Annotated in this window: 23 protein-coding genes; 14 read left to right on the forward strand and 9 right to left on the reverse strand. The window is 64.3% G+C overall.

Annotation, left to right across the window (positions count from 1 at the left end):
• The first annotated feature begins 43 nt into the window (after positions 1-43).
• The 4 genes from KU306_RS08715 to KU306_RS08730 all read left to right on the forward strand — a co-directional run bounded on the left by KU306_RS08715 (position 44) and on the right by KU306_RS08730 (position 3,666).
• Entirely contained in the window at positions 44-1,090 is a 1,047-nt protein-coding gene (locus KU306_RS08715; protein ID WP_007545275.1) for an NAD(P)-dependent glycerol-1-phosphate dehydrogenase, read from the forward strand.
• Positions 1,091-1,321: 231 nt separating this feature from the next.
• The gene (locus tag KU306_RS08720) at positions 1,322-1,786 is read left to right on the forward strand and encodes a GNAT family N-acetyltransferase (RefSeq protein ID WP_258301719.1); all 465 of its coding nucleotides are present in this window, start codon (positions 1,322-1,324) and stop codon (positions 1,784-1,786) included.
• Positions 1,787-1,864: 78 nt separating this feature from the next.
• The gene (locus tag KU306_RS08725) at positions 1,865-2,494 is read left to right on the forward strand and encodes a DUF420 domain-containing protein (protein ID WP_007545277.1); all 630 of its coding nucleotides are present in this window, start codon (positions 1,865-1,867) and stop codon (positions 2,492-2,494) included.
• A gap of 113 nt (positions 2,495-2,607) precedes the next feature.
• Positions 2,608-3,666, forward strand: a complete 1,059-nt coding sequence (locus KU306_RS08730; RefSeq protein ID WP_258301720.1) for a glycosyltransferase family 4 protein — start codon at positions 2,608-2,610, stop codon at positions 3,664-3,666.
• Between the two features lie 106 nt (positions 3,667-3,772).
• On the opposite strand, the gene KU306_RS08735 is transcribed toward KU306_RS08730, so the two are convergent.
• Entirely contained in the window at positions 3,773-4,402 is a 630-nt protein-coding gene (locus KU306_RS08735) for a halocyanin domain-containing protein (RefSeq protein ID WP_007545280.1), read from the reverse strand.
• A 174-nt stretch (positions 4,403-4,576) separates the two neighbouring features.
• The gene (locus tag KU306_RS08740) at positions 4,577-5,623 is read right to left on the reverse strand and encodes a M42 family metallopeptidase (protein WP_007545281.1); all 1,047 of its coding nucleotides are present in this window, start codon (positions 5,621-5,623) and stop codon (positions 4,577-4,579) included.
• A gap of 131 nt (positions 5,624-5,754) precedes the next feature.
• On the opposite strand from KU306_RS08740, the gene KU306_RS08745 reads away from it, so the two are divergent.
• The 8 genes from KU306_RS08745 (at position 5,755) to KU306_RS08780 (ending at position 11,926) form a co-directional block, all read left to right on the forward strand.
• A complete protein-coding gene (locus KU306_RS08745; RefSeq protein WP_007545282.1) occupies positions 5,755-6,012 on the forward strand; it encodes an MTH865 family protein in 258 nt (85 codons plus the stop codon).
• Between the two features lie 16 nt (positions 6,013-6,028).
• Positions 6,029-6,751 carry a hypothetical protein gene (locus KU306_RS08750; protein WP_258301721.1) on the forward strand — a complete coding sequence of 241 codons (723 nt, stop codon included), beginning with the start codon at positions 6,029-6,031 and terminating at the stop codon, positions 6,749-6,751.
• A gap of 41 nt (positions 6,752-6,792) precedes the next feature.
• Positions 6,793-8,595, forward strand: coding sequence for a S9 family peptidase (locus KU306_RS08755; protein WP_258301722.1), 1,803 nt, complete (start codon positions 6,793-6,795; stop codon positions 8,593-8,595).
• 103 nt (positions 8,596-8,698) lie between these two features.
• Positions 8,699-9,127 carry an RDD family protein gene (locus KU306_RS08760; RefSeq protein WP_258301723.1) on the forward strand — a complete coding sequence of 143 codons (429 nt, stop codon included), beginning with the start codon at positions 8,699-8,701 and terminating at the stop codon, positions 9,125-9,127.
• A 72-nt stretch (positions 9,128-9,199) separates the two neighbouring features.
• Complete coding sequence (locus tag KU306_RS08765; RefSeq protein ID WP_008323397.1) at positions 9,200-9,619, forward strand: cobalamin B12-binding domain-containing protein; 420 nt, start codon at positions 9,200-9,202, stop codon at positions 9,617-9,619.
• Positions 9,620-9,621: 2 nt separating this feature from the next.
• Positions 9,622-10,710: a methylmalonyl Co-A mutase-associated GTPase MeaB gene (meaB, locus tag KU306_RS08770; RefSeq protein ID WP_049918895.1), complete on the forward strand. Its 1,089-nt coding sequence runs from the start codon at positions 9,622-9,624 to the stop codon at positions 10,708-10,710.
• Positions 10,711-10,787: 77 nt separating this feature from the next.
• Positions 10,788-11,714 (forward strand): alpha/beta fold hydrolase, encoded by a 927-nt coding sequence (locus KU306_RS08775; protein WP_258301724.1) that lies wholly within the window; start codon positions 10,788-10,790, stop codon positions 11,712-11,714.
• Positions 11,711-11,926 (forward strand): ABC transporter substrate-binding protein, encoded by a 216-nt coding sequence (locus KU306_RS08780; RefSeq protein ID WP_258301725.1) that lies wholly within the window; start codon positions 11,711-11,713, stop codon positions 11,924-11,926. Before KU306_RS08775 ends, KU306_RS08780 begins: the two co-directional genes overlap by 4 nt.
• Positions 11,927-12,016: 90 nt before the next feature.
• Here the strand turns inward: KU306_RS08780 and KU306_RS08785 are convergent, their stop codons facing one another.
• Complete coding sequence (locus tag KU306_RS08785) at positions 12,017-12,397, reverse strand: Zn-ribbon domain-containing OB-fold protein (RefSeq protein WP_258301726.1); 381 nt, start codon at positions 12,395-12,397, stop codon at positions 12,017-12,019.
• Positions 12,397-13,563: a thiolase domain-containing protein gene (locus KU306_RS08790; RefSeq protein WP_258301727.1), complete on the reverse strand. Its 1,167-nt coding sequence runs from the start codon at positions 13,561-13,563 to the stop codon at positions 12,397-12,399. The genes KU306_RS08785 and KU306_RS08790 overlap by 1 nt, the downstream gene beginning before the upstream one ends.
• A gap of 178 nt (positions 13,564-13,741) precedes the next feature.
• On the opposite strand from KU306_RS08790, the gene KU306_RS08795 reads away from it, so the two are divergent.
• Positions 13,742-15,049, forward strand: a complete 1,308-nt coding sequence (locus tag KU306_RS08795; RefSeq protein ID WP_258301728.1) for a M28 family peptidase — start codon at positions 13,742-13,744, stop codon at positions 15,047-15,049.
• A 109-nt stretch (positions 15,050-15,158) separates the two neighbouring features.
• The gene (locus KU306_RS08800) at positions 15,159-15,929 is read left to right on the forward strand and encodes an NAD(+)/NADH kinase (RefSeq protein ID WP_258301729.1); all 771 of its coding nucleotides are present in this window, start codon (positions 15,159-15,161) and stop codon (positions 15,927-15,929) included.
• A gap of 180 nt (positions 15,930-16,109) precedes the next feature.
• Here the strand turns inward: KU306_RS08800 and KU306_RS08805 are convergent, their stop codons facing one another.
• The 5 genes from KU306_RS08805 to KU306_RS08825 all read right to left on the reverse strand — a co-directional run bounded on the left by KU306_RS08805 (position 16,110) and on the right by KU306_RS08825 (position 18,953).
• Positions 16,110-16,553, reverse strand: coding sequence for a DUF7313 family protein (locus tag KU306_RS08805; RefSeq protein WP_258301730.1), 444 nt, complete (start codon positions 16,551-16,553; stop codon positions 16,110-16,112).
• Between the two features lie 130 nt (positions 16,554-16,683).
• Positions 16,684-16,965 carry a DUF7314 family protein gene (locus tag KU306_RS08810; RefSeq protein WP_007545297.1) on the reverse strand — a complete coding sequence of 94 codons (282 nt, stop codon included), beginning with the start codon at positions 16,963-16,965 and terminating at the stop codon, positions 16,684-16,686.
• Positions 16,958-17,344 (reverse strand): DUF7315 family membrane protein, encoded by a 387-nt coding sequence (locus KU306_RS08815; RefSeq protein WP_258301731.1) that lies wholly within the window; start codon positions 17,342-17,344, stop codon positions 16,958-16,960. The genes KU306_RS08810 and KU306_RS08815 overlap by 8 nt, the downstream gene beginning before the upstream one ends.
• 39 nt (positions 17,345-17,383) lie before the next feature.
• Entirely contained in the window at positions 17,384-18,148 is a 765-nt protein-coding gene (locus tag KU306_RS08820; RefSeq protein WP_007545300.1) for a cytochrome b family protein, read from the reverse strand.
• Between the two features lie 10 nt (positions 18,149-18,158).
• Positions 18,159-18,953 carry a cytochrome b gene (locus tag KU306_RS08825; RefSeq protein ID WP_007545302.1) on the reverse strand — a complete coding sequence of 265 codons (795 nt, stop codon included), beginning with the start codon at positions 18,951-18,953 and terminating at the stop codon, positions 18,159-18,161.
• Positions 18,954-18,955: the final 2 nt, after the last annotated feature.

Here is an 18,955-nt window from a genome sequence, read left to right on the forward strand (position 1 = left end):
CGAGACGAGAAACACTATGAACCATCGTGGCCGACTCTCGGCTATGTTCGACAAATCGACGTGGATAAAGCTCCCGCGGAACGTCCTGCAGGGCCACGGCGTGCTCGACGACCTCGCCGACGCGGTCGCCGATCTGTACCTCTCGGGCGACCCGCTTCTCGTCACGAGTCCGTCGCCCGAACGCATCGCGGGCGACCGCGTGCGGGCGCAGTTCGACGACGTCGCCACGGTCTCTCTGGACCGCGCGAGTTTCGAGTCGGTCGAACGTGTCGTCGAGGTCGGCCGCGAGCACGACGCGGGCTACCTCATCGCCCTCGGTGGCGGGAAGCCAATCGACGTGGCGAAGATGGCCTCCGACGAACTGAACTGCGGTTTCGTCTCGGTTCCGACCGCTGCGAGTCACGACGGCATCGTCTCCGGGCGCTCGTCGATTCCCGAGGGCGACACCCGTCACTCGGTCGCTGCCGACCCGCCGCTTGCAGTCGTCGCCGACACGGAACTCCTCGCGGAGTCGCCGTGGGAACTCACGACCGCCGGCTGCGCCGACATCATCTCGAACTACACGGCGGTCAAAGACTGGGAACTCGCCCACCGCCTCAAGAACGTCGAGTACTCCGAGTACGCGGGTGCGCTCTCGCAGATGACCGCCGAGATGCTCGTCCAGAGCGCGGACTCCATCAAACCGGGTCTCGAAGAGTCCGCGTGGATTGTGACGAAGGCGCTCGTCTCCTCCGGCGTCGCCATGTCTATCGCCGGGTCGTCTCGCCCGGCGTCGGGCGCAGAACACCTCTTTTCGCACCAACTCGACCGTATCGCCCCCAATCGTGCCCTCCACGGCCATCAGGTCGGTGTCGGCTCGATTCTGACGGAGTACTTCCACAGCGGCCCCCGCGGCGAGTGGCAGGACATCCGCGACGCGCTCTCGACAGTCGGCGCGCCGACCACGGCAGACGACCTCGGCATCGACGACGAGACGGTCATCGACGCGCTCACGACCGCCCACGAGATTCGCGACCGCTACACTATCCTCGGCGACGGCGTCAGCGAGGATGCGGCTATCGAGGCGGCGACGATTACGGGCGTTATCTAGAACCCACCTTTTTACGCCTCGGGTCGCGGAGCGACCACTCGGCGCAAAAACCTGTCTTCGTGAGCGTCAGCGAGCGAAGGCTCGTGAGACGCGGCGCGTCTCACGGTGGAGGGAAAAAGCCACGAGACTCGGCCTCCGGCCTCGCTCGTGGTACAGCGCGTTTGAGTCACACGACGTGGTGTTTTCGGAACCGGGGTGAAGTCTAAAGGGCGAGCGCCGAGGGTGCACAGTATGGAACTCGTCGAAGCCACCGCATCGGACCTCGACGCGCTCGTCGAGCGCTGGTATTCGCTCTCGAAAGCGATGGAATCATACGACGAACTGAACGCTCTCGTCGCGGATGTCACCGAAACCGCCGACAGTGGCTTCCGCGCTCATCTCGACGACGAGGCAGTCACCGACTACCTCGTCGTCCACGAGGGCGAGACTATCGGGTTCGTCACGCTCCGTGAGGACTCCCACCCGTCCCGCCAGTACTCACAGTACCTTCGCATCGTGAACCTCGCTATCGATGACGAGTACCGGAACCGGGGTCACGGCACGGAAATCGTCGAACGAGTGAAAGACATCGCCCACGACCGAGGGTGCGACCACCTCAAGGTCTCCTGTGAATGGCAAAACGAGGGTGCACGCCGATTCTATCGTGACACGGGGTTCCGACCGAAGCAAGTCGACTTCGCACAGCCGCTGGATTGAATCGAGCCTCGTTGGTACCACTCTCAAACGCCGTCCTGAACCCGAAGAGGCAAGACGGCTCCTTCCTAACCCCCGGCCATGGCAACTGCGAGCGCCGATAACCCGCTGAAGGAACACGCCGCGGCCGTGACCGCCGTCCTCTCGGTCGTCGGCTACACGGTCGTCGTCGGCACCTTCCTCGGGTGGGTCCCCGGCACTGTCTTCCCAGAGTTGTCGCTCGAACAGGTAAACCGCCTCTCGGACGCTATCGCCGTGGTGAACACGCTGAACGTCTTCGTCATCGCGATGGGGTGGCGCTGGATTCGCCGCAACGAGGTCCGAAAGCACAAGCTGGCGATGATAACGTCGTTCACGCTCATACTCGTGTTCCTCGTGATGTACCTCACGAAAATCGGCGGCGGCGGCACCAAGGAGTTCGTCGGCCCGGCGTTCGCGTACTACCCGTATCTGGCGATGCTGGCGATTCACATCATCCTCTCTATCGTCTCGGTGCCGGTGGTCCTCCACGCGCTCGTCCTCGGTTTGACCCACTCCGAACGCGAACTCAGGACCGAGACGCCACACCGGAGAGTCGGCCGCATCGCCGCGGGAGCGTGGCTGCTCTCGCTCGCACTCGGTGTCGTCACGTACCTGCTTCTCAACCACGTCTACGGCTGGGAGTACGTCGTCTCGCGGGCGGCCGCGCTCGTCGTTCCGGTCGTCGTCTGAACGGGTTCCGGCGGTCGCCTGACTCGGCAGCGACGGTCGCTTGACTCGATAGCGACGCCCCGTCCAGAACCGAAAGCTGTGGATTTTTATTGCATCGCGTAGTGGCGGCGAATATGAGAGTCGCGCTCGTCTCGATGTACACGACGCACCACGAAGAGACGGGGGCGACGAGACGGACGCGACGGACTGCCGAACTGCTCTCCGACCGGGGGCACGAGGTGGTCGTCCTCTGTTCGCAGTGGTGGGACGGCGAGGTGCCGGAGTTCGAGCACCAGAACGTGACCTACCGCCGCGTGACCGAGTCGCCGTCGGTGGGTGCGTTCGCCTCGAAAGTCCCCTTCGTTCTCCGCGATGTCGCGCCCGACGTGATTCAGGTGGCGAGCTACCCGCCGTCGCACGTCTCGGCGGTCAAGACCGCGGCACGATTCCTCCGAACGCCGGTCGTCGCCGACTGGTGGAACCGCGACGACCGGGGCGGAAACCGGGCGTATCGGCGGGCCGCGAAGTCCCCCGACGCGGTCGTCGTCCCCTCCGAGATGATTCGCACGCAGGTCCGCGAACTGGGCGCGTCGGCCGACGCGACGCGCCTCGTTCCAGAACCGCTCAACATGGGTCTCGTCCGCGATGCACCCGTCAAGGAGGTCGCAGACGTGGTCTACGCCCGCGACCTCGACGAACACGCGAACGTCGAGAGCTTCCTGCTCGCACTCGCCGAACTCCGGGACAAAGACTGGAATGCGGTCGTCATCGGTGACGGTCCCGAGCGGGGGACGGCCGAGCAGACGGCCCGCGACCTGCGCATCGACGACCGCGTGGAGTTCCTCGGCGAACTCCCAGCCGAGAAGGCAGTCCCGATTATGAAGGGCGCACACGTCTTCGCGCAGACGGCGACGGTCGAACCGTTTGCGACGAACCTCCTGTGGGCGCTCGCCTGCGGGTGCGTCTGCATCGTCGAGTATCAGGCGCGGTCGTCGGCACACGAACTCGTCGAAGGCCGCGAACGCGGCTCGCTCGTCACGAACCCGCAAGAACTCGCCGACGAAATCGTCGCCGCCCGCAGGTTCGACCACGAGACTGTAGACGATGACTTCTCCCACTACGACTTCCGTACCGTCGTCGACCAGTTCGAAGACGTGTATCAAACGGAAATCGACGACTACGGCTTCTTCTGACGGCGCTCGTTTCTGGCGGCGCTCGCTTTCCAGTGAACCGAAGCAGCGAGAGAGTCGGACAGCACCGCCGCTCGCGGTCGGTGATAATTGAAGAGAGACGGCGAGATTACTCGTCTATCTCGTAGTCGCCGCCGTACTTCATGAAGAAGTACGCGAGGCCGAGCGTCGCAACCATCGCGAACGAGGTGGCGACGCCGAGTGCCTTCGCACTGTCCGGGACGCTCGGGAGGTTCGCACCCCCGCCACCGCCACCGACTTCGACGGTCGCGACGTCGCCGCCGACGGCGACTGCGCCCTTCATGCCGAGTGCCTTGTGCGGTTCACAGAAGTACTTCGAGATGCCAGCGTCACCCTCTTCGAAGGTGTACTCGTAGGTCGTTCCGGCTTCGGCGACTGCCGCGCCGGAGTCGAGGCTCGCGGGGCCTTCTTCCATCTTGACGTTGTGGCCGCCGCCCTCGCCGGTCCATTCCCACGTCACTGTCGTTCCGGGGTCGACCCAGATGCCAGCGGGAGCGAACGCGAGTGCGCCGCCGTTCCCCTCAGCACCAACCTCGATGGTGACTTCGCTTTGGCCGCGGAGGTCTTCGTAACCCCCGTCGATACCGTCGAGCCAACCGCCGAAGTCGGGTTCTTCCGTCTGCGCCGCGGCCGTACCCGAGGTGGCGGCAACCGCCGCGCCACCAGCGGCCGCCCCGAGGAACGCCCGCCGAGACATATCCACGTTGCCGTCGGTCATGTCCGGCGCTTGGTGTGGGCCTGTAGTGAATACTTTGGTTCTCGTCCGTCACCACCCACGGGGCGGACCTCAATTTACAGGGCAGCAGCTCCCGCCGGAAGAAAAAACCGCCGCAATAAGTGTCGAGGCTGTGCAGTGTCCGTCGAGGCTGTACAGCGTGTGCCCGGACGCAGTTCAGAGCGTGTAGTCGAACTCGCCCGTCTCGCTGTCGAGGAAGGCGGTCAGGAGGTCGATGTAGGCTTCGACGTCGTCTTTGTGGACGCTCTCTGTGACTGTGTGGAGGTAGCGCGTCGGCATCGAGATGGCACCGACGGGCTTCGCGCCGTAGGTGTTCTGGAAGCCGCCGGTGTCCGTGCCGCCCGCGGGAAGTAGTTCCATCTGGAATGGGATGTCGTTCTCTTCGGCGACCGCGCGGAGTCGGCGGTGGACTTTCGGGTTCGCGATGGCGCTGGAGTCTTTGAGCTTGATGCCCGCGCCCTCGCCGAGTTTCGTGACGTGGTCTGCGGGGTCGAAGCCGGGGACGTCGTTCGCGACGGTGGTGTCGAGACCGAGCGCGAGGTCGGGGTCGAGGTCGACGCCGAGTGCCTGCGCGCCGCGGAGGCCGACTTCTTCCTGGACGGTCGCCGCGAAGTGGATGGTGACGTCGGGGTTCTCGATGCGCTTTGCGGCTTCGAGCATCGCGAACAGACAGACGCGGTCGTCGATGGCCTTGCCCGTGACGTGGTCTCCCATCCGGACGGTCGTCTGCTGCATCGTCACGAGGTCGCCGACGGACACCTTCTCTTCGACCGTCTCGCTCGGAAGCCCGAGGTCGACGTACTCGTCTTCGACCTTCGGTTCTTTCTTCTTCTGCTCTTCAGTGAGCGTGTGCGGGGGAACAGAGCCGATGACGCCCGTGAGGTCCTCGTCGTCGGTGTGGACGGTGACGCGCTGGGCCTTCAACACGCGGGGGTCCCAGCCGCCGAGCGCGTCGAGTTGGAGGAAGCCGTCGTCGTTGATGTGGCGGACCATGAAGCCGATTTCGTCCATGTGGGCGGCGACGGCGACTTCGTAGTCGCTCGACCCCTCGATGGTCCCGACGACGTTCCCCATCGCATCGACGCGAACGCGGTCTGTCGTCTCTTCGAGGGCTGCGCGTACGATGGTGCGAATGCGGTCTTCGTACCCGGGGACGCCGCTGGTCTCGGTGAGTTCTTTCAGTTTGTCGAAATCGAAGTTCATGGTTGTGCATGATTTGCCACTGTAGATAAGTCCATCAGTCTCGACCGAACGTTCGTCACGTCCTAACAAACACCAAACGAGTTGTTGGTTGTTCCGGAACCCTTTTGGAGTTCACTGCGGACGTAGCGTGTATGTCAGATGTCGAATCCCAGCTCCGCGAGCAGTTCATGGACGCGTTCGAAAACGCCAGCTTCCCCGTGAACAACCAGATGTCGCTCGTTCCCGCGCTCCCGAACGGCCCCGGCACGAAGTTCGAAGCCGGCGACACGACGATTACGGCGATGGAACTCGCCGCAAAGCTCGGCAAGCACCAGGACTTCCCGTACGAAGACGCCGAGAGTCTCGTCGACGACGTTATCGCGGGACTCAAGGAAGAAGGGATGATTTAATCACGGCACCCACGCCGTGACGCACACGAAGCGAACGCTCTGGGAACGGTGGGTCGACCGCTTCGTCGACACCGCCGACCCGATACCACTTTTCGAGACAACCGACGACAGAACAGTCCAGGCTATCGAGTACGGCCGGTCGAACCGTCCTGTACTCGAACGAGGCCACCGCATGGAGCGTGTCCTCCGCGAAGCCGGTGGCAGTGTCGTCGCCGACCACGAGCGACAGACCGGTCGCTACGAGGGTCTCGTATACATGATGTACACCCTCGACGGCGACGTGGTCGTTCCGCGATATCTCGGCAAGTGCGGGAAGTTCGGCGCGTCGGGAACCGCCCTCAACAGCAACCTCAAGAGCGTCGAGACGAACGACGGAAAACTCGCACGTTGGGGATACGGCCGATACTACCACTTCGGCGACCTCTCTGCGGCGGTGTTCACCGACGACGGGCCGGGCAAGTACGACCGGTGGGTCTCGGAGTTGTTCGAATCGACCGACCCGCTTCGCCTTCGTGAGCCGGTCTACTTCTGGGTCGAACCGTGGGAAGTCGGCACCGAAGGACCGTATCCAGACACTCGGCCGTACCTCGAAGAACTCGAATACCAACTCATCGGCATCGCGTTCGAACTGTTTCCCGAGCGACTCTTGAACACCGAGGGCGTGCCGACGAACCCCGAGGCGTACGCGAAGATGCGCGGCTGGACCGACCGCGAGGACACGAGACTCTCGGACTTCTGACACCCAAACCGATTTCTCGCCACCGCGCCAACACTGGTGGTATGCGAACCTACGACATCGAGCGGTATCTCAACATCAGGAGCGCGTACGGTGCCTCCTTCGCGCCCGACGGCGAGCGCCTCTCGTTTCTCATGGACACGACGGGCGTCCCGCAGGTGTGGACTGTCGACGAACCGGGTGCGTGGCCCGAACAGCGCACCTTCTACGAGGAGCGCGTCACGTTCGCGTCGTGGTCGCCGGAGAACCACGAGGTCATCTTCGGGATGGACAAGGGCGGAAACGAGCGCCAGCAGTTGTTCCGCCTCGAACCCGATACGGGCGTCATCGACGACCTGACACAGAGTCCCGACGCCAAACACCGCTGGGGCGGGTGGAGCCACGACGGCGAGCAGTTCGCCTTCACGTCGAACCGTCGGGACAACTCGGTCTTCGACGTGTACGTACAGGACCGCGACGCGACGGAAGCCGACGCTCGACTCGTTCACGAAGGTGACGGGTGGCTCACGCTCGGTGGCTGGTCCCCCGACGATTCGAAACTCATCGTCGCCGAAGCGTACTCGAACTTCGACCAAGACGTCTCCGTCCTCGACCTCGCGACGGGCGAACTGACGCATATCACGCCCCATCAGGGGACCGTTCGGTTCCAGAGCGCCACGTGGGGGCCGGACGGCGAGAACGTCTACATGGTGTCGGACCGCGCCAGCGACACGCTCGAACTCGTCCGCTACAGTCTCGACTCGGGCGAGTTCTCGCTCGTCGAATCCGGCGGCGACTACGAAATCGAAGGCGTCGGCATCGACGAAGACTCGCGGCGCATCGTCTACGCCCGCAACGTCGAAGGCTACACCGAACTCACGTTCGGCGAACTCACCGCCCCGGACGAAATCGACGTGTACCCCGAACCGGACCTCCCGAAGGGAGTCGCTGGCGGAATCTCGTTCTCGCCGGACGGCGACCGCGCTGCCGTCACCGTCACCGCGAGCGCGGACACGGCAAACGTCTACGTCGTGGACCTCAAGACCGGCGAGGCGGAACGCTGGACGCGCGCAGCTACGGCGGGCATCCCGAGAGATACGTTCGTGCCGCCGGAACTCGTCCACTACCCGACCTTCGACGGCCGCGATATCCCGGCGTTCTTCACCCTGCCCGAGGAGTCGCCAGAAGGCGAGACACCGGTCATCGTCGACATTCACGGCGGTCCGGAATCGCAGCGCCGGCCCTCCTTTTCGGCGGTCAAGCAGTACTTCCTCTCGCGGGGGTACGCCTACTTCGAACCGAACGTCCGCGGCTCTGCGGGCTACGGCAAGGCCTACGGCCACCTCGACGACGTGGAAAAGCGAATGGATTCCGTCGCCGACATCGAGGCGGCGGTCGAGTGGCTCCACGACCATCCGGCGGTCGACCCCGACAAAATCGTCGCCATGGGCGGCTCCTACGGCGGCTTTATGGTCCTCGCGTCGATGACCGAGTACCCCGACCTGTGGGCCGCCGGCATCGACATCGTCGGCATCGCCAACTTCGTCACGTTCCTCGAAAACACGGGCGACTGGCGGCGTGAACTCCGCGAGGCCGAATACGGCTCTCTCGAAGACGACCGCGAGTTCCTCGAATCCATCTCGCCGATAAACAACATCGAGAAGATTCGTGCGCCGCTGTTCGTCCTTCACGGCGAGAACGACCCGCGCGTGCCCGTGAGCGAAGCACACCAACTCGTCGAGGAGGCACGCGAGCACGCCCACGTCCGCGAACTCATCTTCGACGACGAGGGACACGGCTTCTCGAAGCTCGAAAACCGCATCGAAGCGTACTCCCAAATCGCCGACTTCCTCGACGAGTTCGTCTAACCGGACCGTTCGAGGTGGCTCTTTTCGGACCGCCGATTCGAGAATGTCAATCCAGAGAGTAGACGAAACCGTTTACTTCGGGCCACGGTTCACCGCCTGATACATGAGCGGCTACGACCGGACGCCCGACCGTGACGACACAGCCGTCGTCGGTGCCAGAATCGGAGCACGAATAACTGACACGCTCATCGTGCTGGTGTTCATGTTCGCACTGAGCGTTCCACTCGGCGACGCGGCTGGTGGGTCTCGGTCATACGGTGACCTCTTGTTCCTCGTCGTGGCTTTCGTGTACTCCTTCTTGCTCGAAGGGCTGTGGGATGGACGGACCCTCGGGAAGCGCCTGTTCCAAATCAAAGTCGTGACAGTCGACGGCGACGCCTGTGACCTCACATCGTCGCTGGTGAGAAACGTGCTCCGCGTCGTCGACGCCATCCTCTATTACCTCGTTGGCTTTGTTTCGATGGCTCGCACCGACAAACGACAGCGCCTCGGTGACATCGTCGCCAGTACCGTGGTCGTCCGCGACCAATAGTGGTCAGCAGTCGCACGGTAAACTGCCTTATCTTCCGTTAGAGTCAAACCACGGCACGCCGAAGCTCTGTCCATGAGCGCGGACTCGGAACAACAGACTATCCGGTGTCTCATCGCGAAGGTGGGACTGGACGGGCACGACCGTGGAGCACACGTAATCTCTCGCGCCTTCCGCGACGCGGGATTCGAGGTCATCTACTCGGGCCTCCACCGTGCCCCAGACGAGATTATTCAGGCGACGGTCCAAGAGGACGTCAACGTGCTCGGGATTTCTATCCTCTCGGGCGCGCACAACACGCTCGTCCCGAAGGTGATGGCCGGTCTCGAAGAGTACGGCGCACTCGACGACACGCTCGTCATCGTCGGCGGCATCATCCCCGAGGAAGACCGACCGGGACTGCTCGAAGAGGGCGTCGACGCCATCTTCGGCCCCGGGACGCCGATGCAGGAGACCATCGACTTCGTGAAGGAAAACGCACCCGAGCGGACGTGACGATGAATCAGGCGGCGGAATCCGACCTCGTCGAGCGACTCCTCGACGGCGAACACCGGGCGCTGGCGCGCGTCATCACGAAGATAGAGTCGCGTGCACCCGGCTACCGCGACATCATCTCCGACATCCACTCACACACGGGCCACGCCTCGGTGGTCGGCGTCACCGGCAGTCCCGGTGCCGGCAAGTCCACCCTCGTCGACAAACTCGCCAAGTTCTACCGCGACCGAGGCGAGACCGTCGGTGTCATCGCCGTGGACCCCTCCTCGCCCTACACGGGCGGGGCGGTCCTCGGCGACCGCATTCGCATGGCTTCGAACGTCGGCGACATGGACGTGTTCTTCCGGTCGATGAGCGCGCGCGGCCAACTCGGCGGCCTCTCGACTGCGACGTCTGACGCCGTCAAAGCGCTCGACGCGTTCGGCAAAGACCGCATCATCATCGAGACCGTCGGCGCGGGCCAAAACGAAGTGGACGTCGTGAAGACGGCCGACACGGTAGTCGTCCTCGTCCAACCCGGCAGCGGCGACGACGTGCAGATGCTGAAGGCTGGCATCCTCGAAATCGGCGACGTGTTCGTCGTCAACAAAGCCGACATGGCCGGCGCGTCGCGCACGGTCGCCGAGCTAGAGGAGATGATTCACCTCCGCGACGACCCGCGGGCGAACCTCGATACGGGCCACCACGGCCACGACGCGTTCGACGACGACCACGGCTCGGAGACTGACACAGACGGGACCGACGAGGCGACCGACGCGGACAGCGAGCCCCCGAGTTGGACGCCGCAGGTCGTCGAGACAGTCGCCACGCAGGGTGAGGGAATCGAAACCCTCGTGGACACGCTGGACGACCACTACACCTACCTGACCGATTCTGGCGAGTTGGACGAAAAGGCCCGACAGCGCGCCGCCGAGGAGATTCGCCAACTGCTCCGAAGCGACGTGGGTGAACTGCTCGAACGGGAACTTGACGCACAGGGCGGCGTCGACGACTTTGCGGCCGCTGTGGTCGAAAAGGAGACAGACCCGTACGCCGTCACCGAGGAGGTTCTCGAACCGCTCCGTGACTGTCTCGGCGACCGCGACGACTGACGCGGCCGCCCGGCGTTCTGTGAGGCCACCCCGATTCCGGCGGGCGAATTAAGGCCTCAGCGCACTATCTGGATGACATGAAACTCCGACGAGCTATCGGTGCGCTCACTGCCGGTGTCGGTGTCGCTGCTGTCGCGAACGCCGCTCTCTCGAAGCGTGCCGGACCCCTCGAACCGCCGCTTTCTGGCGACCACGGAACCTACCGCTGGCGCGGGATGTCCGTCTCGTACGTCGAGGCGGGCGACACGGACGCCCCGACGCTTGTCCTCCTCCACGGCGTCAACGCCGCCGCGTCGTCGGGCGAATTCCGGGAGGTGTTCGACGACCTCGCCGAGGACTACCACGTCGTCGCACCCGACCTGCCCGGATTCGGCCTCTCGGACCGCCCGGCGCTGTACTACTCTGCGACCCTCTACGAGGACTTCGTCGGCGACTTCCTTTCGGAGTACGACAACCCGGCCGTCCTCGCGTCGTCGCTCACCGCGTCCTACGCTGTCGCGGCGGCCGCCCGCGACGACGTTTCGGTCTCTCGGTTCGTCCTCGTCTGTCCGTCCGAGCGCGGCGGTCCCGAACCGAAAGAGTGGCTCCGCGAACTCTTCCGCGCACCCGTCGTCGGCCAAGCGGCGTTCAATCTCGTCGCGTCGCGGCCGTCGATTCGGTACTTCAACGACGACCACGGTTACTACGACTCCTCGAAGGTGAGCGAGGAGTGGGAAGACTACGAGTGGCGGACCGCACATCAGGAGGGCGCGCGGTTCGCGCCGGCGTCGTTCATCTCCGGGTATCTGAACTCCGAGATAGACCTCGAAGCGGCCCTCTCTGACCTCGACGTGCCGACGACGCTCGTCTGGGGCCGCGAGAGCGACATCACGCCGTTGAAACAGGGTCGAGAGCTCGCAGAGGCGGCAGATTGTACGCTCGTGGTGTTCGACGACGCGATGCTCCTGCCCCACGTGGAGTTCCCGGCCGCTTTCGTCGACACGGTCCGCGACGCGCTCGTGTGACCGTGTTCGAGGAACTCGCCCTCCTCGACCTCGTGTCGATTCTCCTCTACGGAGCCATCGGGTTCCTCGCACTCGGCTTTTGGCTGTGGATTGCCGGGTCTCGTCTGTTGGGCTGGCCCTCGCCACGCGACGTTGTACAGGAACACGACGCTGCACTCGACCGTGAGACGACACTGGACCGCGATGCGGGGTTTGACCGCGACGCTGAGTAACTGCGATGCAGCGGAATCACGGAGCGTCGCGACCGAGTGAGCGCCGAAAAAAGCCGGTTTCTAAGACGAGCGGCCGGGTGACCGGGTGGCCTACTTGTCGGCCGGTCGGAACACGAGCAGTCTGTCGCCCGACGTGGCGTTTTCGCCCACGTCGGCCGTGACCTCCATGCCGACGTCGACTGCCGATGGGTCGGCGTCGCGCAACACGCCCGTGAGTCGGACGGGGCCGAACGACACGATGGCGGTCACGTACGGTGCCTCGTCGGCAAACGTCGGCGCCGGGACGTGAACCTCGGAGTAGGTGACGATTTCGCCCGTCTCCGACAGCGGTTCCTCGGTGAGTTCGGACGACCCGCAGTTGGGACACGAGCGCCGAGGCGGGAGCGACCCGTGTCCGTCGGGGCACGCGAGGTAGTAGCCGTCTCCCTCCGCGATGGCGGCCAGCCACTCGTCGTAGCCAGTGTCTGCCATCAGTTCATCACCTCCAGCACGTGGACGACCGCACTGGACACGGTCCCACCCGCGTTGTGGGTGACGCCGACTTCCGCATCCGGGACGGCGTCGCTGTTGGCGTGGTCACCGCGCAGGAGCTTCGTCATCTCGACGAGTTGTGCCGTGCCCGTCGCGCCGACGGGGTGGCCCTTCGCCTTCAGCCCGCCCGAGAGGTTCACGGGCAAGTCGCCGTCGCGGGTCGTCTCGCCGCGGGCGGCAGCACCGATGCCCTCGCCGGGTTCGTAGAAGCCGAGCGATTCGAGTGCCAGCACTTCGGCGATGGTGAAGCAGTCGTGGACTTCCGCTACGTCGACGTCGTCGGGCGAGATACCGGCGTCCGCGTAGGCCATCTCAGCAGCCTTCGTCGCGGCGGGCGTCTGTGCGACGTATTCGCGGTCCTGAAGCGCGGCCTTGTCGCCGCCCTGTCCGGTTCCGGTGACAGAGACTGGCGCGTCGATGCCGTGTTTGTCGGCGTACTCGCCGCTGACGAGGACGATGGCGCTCGCCCCGTCGGTGATGGGACAGGCGTCGTAGAGGTGCAGCGGGTCGGCGACGACGGGGCTTTCGAGGGCGTCGTCGAGCGTGATTTCGCGGTGGAACTGCGCGTACTCGTTTTTCATCGCGTTAGCGTGGTTCTTCACCGCGATGTGGGCGAGGTCCTCGTTGTCGCCGCCGAACTCGTCGAAGTAGGCGCGGGCCATAAGCGCGTACGCACCCGGGAAGGTGACACCCGCGCGGACTTCGAACAACTCGTCGGCTGCGATGGCCAGCGATTGGGTGACCTTCGCAGTCCCGAGGTTGTTCATCCGTTCCATTCCACCGGCGAGGATGACGTCTGCGCCACCGCCTCGAATCGTCTGGACGGCCTGCCGGAAGGCGACGCCGGCGGATGCACACGCTTGTTCGTATCGCGTCGAGGGACACTCCAGCCCCGCGGCCTCGGCCATCACAGGCCCTTGGTGGCCCTGCGACTCGGCCAGTTCTCCCATGAAGTTCCCGTAGAAGATGCTGTCGTAGTCGTCACGAGAGACACCGGACTCGTCCCGGGCGGCGAGCGCTGCCTCGGCAAACAGGTCTCGACCGGTCCGCTCGGGGTGGTTCCCGAACTTGGTCAATCCCACACCGGCGATTCGCACGTCTTTCATGGATTATTGTACGTGATAGATGGCCCTTGAACTTGCCGTTACTCTGTAAACGTCCAGCCGACCGGCGGATACTAACGAGCACACTGCTCTAACGCGCGGTGGCCGGCGCTCGCGCCGAAAACCCACCCGACTGCGCCGCCATCGCAAAAATTACCCCCCGACCGCGTGACCTGCGCGTATGAGTAACTGGATTGGAGACACCTTCACGAGCGACGTCGGGTGGACGCACCTCGAACGCTTGGTCGACATCGGCAATCGGATGGCCGGGTCGCCCGGCGAGCGCGAGGCGATGGAGGCGACGCGCGACGCCCTCGAATCTGTCGGCGCGCGCAACGCCCACATCGACTCGTTCGACATTCAGGGCTGGGAACGCGGCGACAGCGCCATCTTCGCACACAACACGACACAGGAGTGTATCGCGCTCCCGCGCAGCCCCTCCGAAACCGCGACGGGCGAACTCGTCGACCTCGGCTACGGACTTCCAGAAGACTTCGACCGCGACCTCTCGGGAAAGGTCGTCGTCGTCTCCTCGACCGTTCCCGACCACTACGACCGCTTCATCCACCGCCGAGAGAAGTACTACTACGCGGTCGAGGCCGGTGCAGAGGCGTTCGTCTTCGCCAACCACGTCCCCGGTCAACTCCCGCCGACGGGAAGCGTCGGGACCGCGGAGGCACCAATCGGTGACATCCCGGCCGTCGGCGTCAGCAAAGAAGTCGGCGCGCGACTCGGTCGCCGGTTCGAGGGCGAGGAAGTTACCGTGGAAGTGACCTGTGAGACACCAGCGACCGACAGCGGGAACGTCCACGCGGAACTCGGTCCCGACACCGACGAGGAAGTACTCGTCACGAGCCACCTCGACGCCCACGACATCGCGGAGGGTGCGATGGACAACGGCGCTGGCACCGCGATGGTGGTCGAACTCGCGCGTGCACTTGCCACCCGCGAGGACGAACTCGAAACGCGCGTCCGATTCGTCTGTTTCGGCTCCGAAGAAGTCGGTCTCGTCGGCTCCGAACACGAGGCGACGCGACTGGGCGACGACCGTGAAAACGTGAAAGCCATCGTCAACAACGACGGCGTCGTCGCCGGGCGGACGCTCAAACTCCACACCCACGGCTTCGACGAACTCGAAGCGACGGTCCAGACGGTCGAAGACCGCTTCGACCACGACATCTCGACGATTCCGGAGCAACTCCCGCACAGCGACCACTGGCCGTTCGTCGCCTACGGCGTTCCCGCCTTCATGGTCGGCAGCGAGCGCGAGGGACGTGGACGCGGTTGGGGGCACACCCACGCCGACACCATCGAAAAACTCGAATCGCGGACGCTCCGCGAGCAGGCGATTCTCCTCACCGAACTCACCGTCGAACTCGCACGCGAGGACCGCGAGACTCCCCACGCCGACCCCGACGACATCGCCGCGGCGCTGGAAGACGAAGACCAAGCCGAGGGGATGAAGGTCACCGGCGACTGGCCGTTCTAACGACCGCGACTGTGCTCCCTCGCGCCGTTCGGTTCGAACCACGAGGGCTTTTATTCGGGGCGGCGTAGCACGTGACGATGCGCAAGGGCCGTGCCGCAGGAGGGCGGCGATGAGACTCGCCGTTACCGGTGACGAGTCGGTCGTCGGGGCGATTCGAGCCACTGGTGCGACGGTGGTCGACCCCGACGAAGCGACGAGTAGCGATATCGTCGTCGCGGTCGGCGAGGAAGCGGTCGTCGACGCCGCACTGGACTCGTCCGCCCCGGTGCTTCCGGTCGATTGCGGCACGCCGTGGTCGGTCCCGCGTCGCGTCCTCGGCGACACCGTGGACTCGCTTCTCGCAGGAGACATTCGAGCGGTCGACCACCCGATACTCTCTGTCGGTGTTGGCGGCGACCACGTCGGTCGAGCGCTGTTCGACGTCATGCTCGTCACCAGCGAACCGGCGCGAATCTCTGAGTACGCGGTTGCCCACCGACGACGGGGTGAGGCAGTCCTGAACGACCACGACGAGAACGACCACGACGAGAACGACCGCGACGTGGCGGCCGACGCGACTGCGGTATCAGGCGAGTGGCGAGTCGCCGACGAGTTCCGCGCCGACGGCGTCGTGGTCGCCTCGCCTCTCGGGAGTAGCGGCTACGCCCGTGCTGCGGGTGGGTCCGTCGTCGGCGTCGGCGCGGGGCTCAGCGTCGTGCCTGTGTCGCCCTACGCGACCCGGACCGACTCGTGGGTGTTCGACCCGCCGCTTCGCCTCTCGGTCGAACGCGACGACGCCCCCGTCTCGCTCGTCGTCGACGACACGGTCGCCCGTCCCGTCGCCCCGCACGAATCAGTCGTCGTCGAAGTCGTCGAAACGGCGTCGCTCCTCGTCGGCTAACTGAGGCGCTTCGAGGCGTTCGCCGCACGCGCCGCGCTCGCCTGCGTATTCGAGTCTCTACTGGTACGCTACTCTTACCGGCACGCTACTCTTACCAGCACACTACGCTACAGCACGCTATCGGCAGCTACCGCACACTCGCCGCTGCGGACTTCGAAGAGAAAACGACCGACGCGGGGCTCAGATGACGGCGTTCCAGACGTCGGCGATGAGGAAGAAGAGGCTCTGGTACGCGGCGTACAGAAGCACGATTGCCGACGCCGTGAGGCCGCCGTTCGGTCGGTCGAGCGGACGACCGTTCCGCGCTTCGACCTTGCGGGCTTCGAACTCGAAGAAGTCGGTGAGGAACATCCCGAGGACGAGGACGGTCAGCACCATCCCGCCGTGCGGTTCGAGGAGCAAGAAGAGAAACGACGTGACGACGAGCGCGCCGCTCGTCAGCGTGTGCGGCAGGAACCGCGAGAGCGCCTCTTCGCCACCTTCCTCCGCTTGTCGAACGTGTGCCTTGTGTCCGAGGAAACGGGTCGCTAGGTTTGCCACCACGAGCGCGAGCGCGATGTGAGGCACAACCGGTTCGACCGCCGCCAACTGGTCGAGCGGGACGAGGAACTGTAGTGGTTGCATACAGGATTCTCAGAGCGAGACTCATTAGAGTTTTTCCAATCAGTCGCGGTTCACCGACGCGAAAGCAGCCGCTATCTTGAGGGGGTTCTTATACACCGAGAGAAGAAAGACGAAAAAGACCGCGTGGTTCTTACTGTGCGTTCTTCCGCTCTTCGAGGGCGTCCATCACCTGGCGACCGGCCGGGATGAGGACCCAGAACGTGAGCGTCCCGAGCAGCGCGAACCAGAGGAACGCGTCCATCAGGGTGATGCCGATGAGGTTGAAGATTCCCTCTGTCGCCCCGGACTGAAGCGGCTCGATGAGCTGCTCCGTGCTCTCGAAACTGCTCGTCCGGTACCACGACGCAAGCACCATCCACGCGAGACCGGCCCCGGTCAGGATACCAAGCCCTTTGATGAATTCGTCAGCCATTGTTCGAACCTTCGCCGGAGTCCTCTTGAGACTTTCCCATTCCACGAGCACGGAACCGAGTCCCGAGTGTGTACACTACCGCCCCGAACGCGATACTCGTCAGTCCGATGACGGCGAAGACCGTACTCAGGATTCCGTCCGCAACGCCGACACCTACGGCCTGAAACAGACTCGCCGTGAGCGACCGCAGCGCGCTCACTTGCAGCGTCGCTGCGTCGAGAAAGACGAATCCGAGGACGACGGCGACGACGGCGATGAGCGTCGAGAAGACGGTTATCGTCTTGTAGAGCCGCATCGGAACGACGATATCGCGGCGACCACGACGGGACGCACCGCCGTCCGTGGCCTCGGTTCGACTGGTCGCGTCGCTATCTGTCATTGGTGACTCTACGAAGGGATAGTTGGTAGTGGTTCCGCTCTATTTCGGCGGACGAAGCCGGTAGTAGCGGCGGTTGAGGTCGAACATGTAGCCCTCACGCATCGTCTTGAGCACCGCGTAGGTGATGGTCCCGAAGACGATGGGGAGCAGGAACGTCAGGTCGAACAGCAGGTCGACGTTCATCGGCATGAGGTTCTTGACTGCCAACAGCGAGATGGTCATCGCGAAGACCACGCCCGAGATGCCGATTGCCGCCCAGAGCGGTTCTTCGACGGGACGCCGCGCGCTCCCCTTGTTGAGGAAGGGAACGATGGCGATGAAGCCGACGACGACGCCGTTCGCGAGAACGCCGTAGGTACGGTCGGCCATGATTTTCTGCCCGCCGAGGATGGCGAGTTCGGGGTTCAGCGGGTTGAGCTTGAGCAGCCCGAACGACCAGTAGAGGTACCAGTCGGGCAGGATAATCGCTGGCGTCTGACTCGGGTTCGCGGGCGCGCCGATGTGTGGTGGCATCGTCGCCGCGAGGAACAGAATCATTCCGACGAAGAACGACGCAATCGAGAGGTTCCGAACCGTCTCGTGGGGCCACGTCGGGAACGCGAGCACGTCGCGCTCGACGTAGTCGGACTCCGTGCGGAGGTCCTGATCTTCACGCCGGGAGCGCTCGAAGTACTCGTACGTCAGTCGGGACAGCCCGGTCTTTCGAGCCTTGCGCTCGCTCCACGTGGGCGTCTCGTTGTCCGGGGCGACGATGCCCCCGCCGTCCGTTCGAACTTCCTTGGGTTGGGATTCGTTGTCGCTCATTTCTATCACCTTAGTGCGGCTCCGCGATGCCCTGCACCCACACGATGCCGATGTGGATCGCGATGAGCGTCGTCACGACGAAGGGGAGCAGGAAGACGTGTAGGATGTACATACGCTGGAGCGTCGCCTGACTCAGCGTGAAGCCGCCGAACAGGAGCTGTGCGACCCACTCACCGGCGAGCGGAACGGACAGCGACATTTCGACGCCAATCTGACCGGCCCAGAAGGCCAGCTGGTCCCACGGCAGGAGGTACCCGGTGTACCCGAACACCATGGTCAGACTGATCAGGACGATGCCGAGCAGCCAGTTCAGTTCGCGCGGTTCCTTGTACGCGCCCGTGAAGTACACACGGAGCATGTGCAGGAACACTGCGGCGACCATGACTTGTGCCGCCCACCGGTGGACGGACCGGAGCATGAAGCCGAACTGGAGGTCGCGCATGATGAATTCGATACTGTTGTAGGCCGTCGTCGGGTCACCCGATGTCGCCGGGGAGTAGTAGAACCCGAGGAGTGCACCACTGATGGCTGCGACGACGTACGCGAGCGTCGAGAAGAGCCCGAGCGTGTACAGCGGGTACCAGTACCAGAACTTGTTGTCCAAGTTGTACTGCTCAGTGTGGCTCTTGGGCATCTGGAGGTTGACTCTGTAGTAGAGCGTCTCCAGCAGCTCGAGGTAGTCGACGATGCGAAGTCGCTTGTCGAGCCAGATGAGCGTGGTGAGGAAGGTGGCCTCGATCGGTGTGAGGTCCTTCTTCTTCATCCAGGCCTTGTGGTCGTGGTCGTCTTTGCGTTCGAGACTCATGG

It is taken from the genome of Haloferax larsenii, from assembly GCF_024730625.1.
Classification (GTDB): Archaea; Halobacteriota; Halobacteria; order Halobacteriales; family Haloferacaceae; genus Haloferax; species Haloferax larsenii.

What these genes read in the sequence shown, in the direction of transcription:
- KU306_RS08800 (WP_258301729.1), top strand. Translation starts at nt 15,159, where the DNA reads ATGAGACTCGCCGTTACCGGTGACGAGTCGGTCGTCGGGGCGATTCGA.
- KU306_RS08805 (WP_258301730.1), bottom strand. Translation starts at nt 16,553, where the DNA reads ATGCAACCACTACAGTTCCTCGTCCCGCTCGACCAGTTGGCGGCGGTC.
- KU306_RS08735 (WP_007545280.1), bottom strand. Translation starts at nt 4,402, where the DNA reads ATGACCGACGGCAACGTGGATATGTCTCGGCGGGCGTTCCTCGGGGCG.
- KU306_RS08815 (WP_258301731.1), bottom strand. Translation starts at nt 17,344, where the DNA reads ATGACAGATAGCGACGCGACCAGTCGAACCGAGGCCACGGACGGCGGT.
- KU306_RS08730 (WP_258301720.1), top strand. Translation starts at nt 2,608, where the DNA reads ATGAGAGTCGCGCTCGTCTCGATGTACACGACGCACCACGAAGAGACG.
- KU306_RS08810 (WP_007545297.1), bottom strand. Translation starts at nt 16,965, where the DNA reads ATGGCTGACGAATTCATCAAAGGGCTTGGTATCCTGACCGGGGCCGGT.
- KU306_RS08765 (WP_008323397.1), top strand. Translation starts at nt 9,200, where the DNA reads ATGAGCGCGGACTCGGAACAACAGACTATCCGGTGTCTCATCGCGAAG.
- KU306_RS08725 (WP_007545277.1), top strand. Translation starts at nt 1,865, where the DNA reads ATGGCAACTGCGAGCGCCGATAACCCGCTGAAGGAACACGCCGCGGCC.
- KU306_RS08720 (WP_258301719.1), top strand. Translation starts at nt 1,322, where the DNA reads ATGGAACTCGTCGAAGCCACCGCATCGGACCTCGACGCGCTCGTCGAG.
- KU306_RS08795 (WP_258301728.1), top strand. Translation starts at nt 13,742, where the DNA reads ATGAGTAACTGGATTGGAGACACCTTCACGAGCGACGTCGGGTGGACG.
- KU306_RS08760 (WP_258301723.1), top strand. Translation starts at nt 8,699, where the DNA reads ATGAGCGGCTACGACCGGACGCCCGACCGTGACGACACAGCCGTCGTC.
- KU306_RS08790 (WP_258301727.1), bottom strand. Translation starts at nt 13,563, where the DNA reads ATGAAAGACGTGCGAATCGCCGGTGTGGGATTGACCAAGTTCGGGAAC.
- KU306_RS08785 (WP_258301726.1), bottom strand. Translation starts at nt 12,397, where the DNA reads ATGGCAGACACTGGCTACGACGAGTGGCTGGCCGCCATCGCGGAGGGA.
- KU306_RS08820 (WP_007545300.1), bottom strand. Translation starts at nt 18,148, where the DNA reads ATGAGCGACAACGAATCCCAACCCAAGGAAGTTCGAACGGACGGCGGG.
- KU306_RS08745 (WP_007545282.1), top strand. Translation starts at nt 5,755, where the DNA reads ATGTCAGATGTCGAATCCCAGCTCCGCGAGCAGTTCATGGACGCGTTC.
- KU306_RS08755 (WP_258301722.1), top strand. Translation starts at nt 6,793, where the DNA reads ATGCGAACCTACGACATCGAGCGGTATCTCAACATCAGGAGCGCGTAC.
- KU306_RS08775 (WP_258301724.1), top strand. Translation starts at nt 10,788, where the DNA reads ATGAAACTCCGACGAGCTATCGGTGCGCTCACTGCCGGTGTCGGTGTC.
- KU306_RS08715 (WP_007545275.1), top strand. Translation starts at nt 44, where the DNA reads ATGTTCGACAAATCGACGTGGATAAAGCTCCCGCGGAACGTCCTGCAG.
- KU306_RS08825 (WP_007545302.1), bottom strand. Translation starts at nt 18,953, where the DNA reads ATGAGTCTCGAACGCAAAGACGACCACGACCACAAGGCCTGGATGAAG.
- meaB (WP_049918895.1), top strand. Translation starts at nt 9,622, where the DNA reads ATGAATCAGGCGGCGGAATCCGACCTCGTCGAGCGACTCCTCGACGGC.
- KU306_RS08740 (WP_007545281.1), bottom strand. Translation starts at nt 5,623, where the DNA reads ATGAACTTCGATTTCGACAAACTGAAAGAACTCACCGAGACCAGCGGC.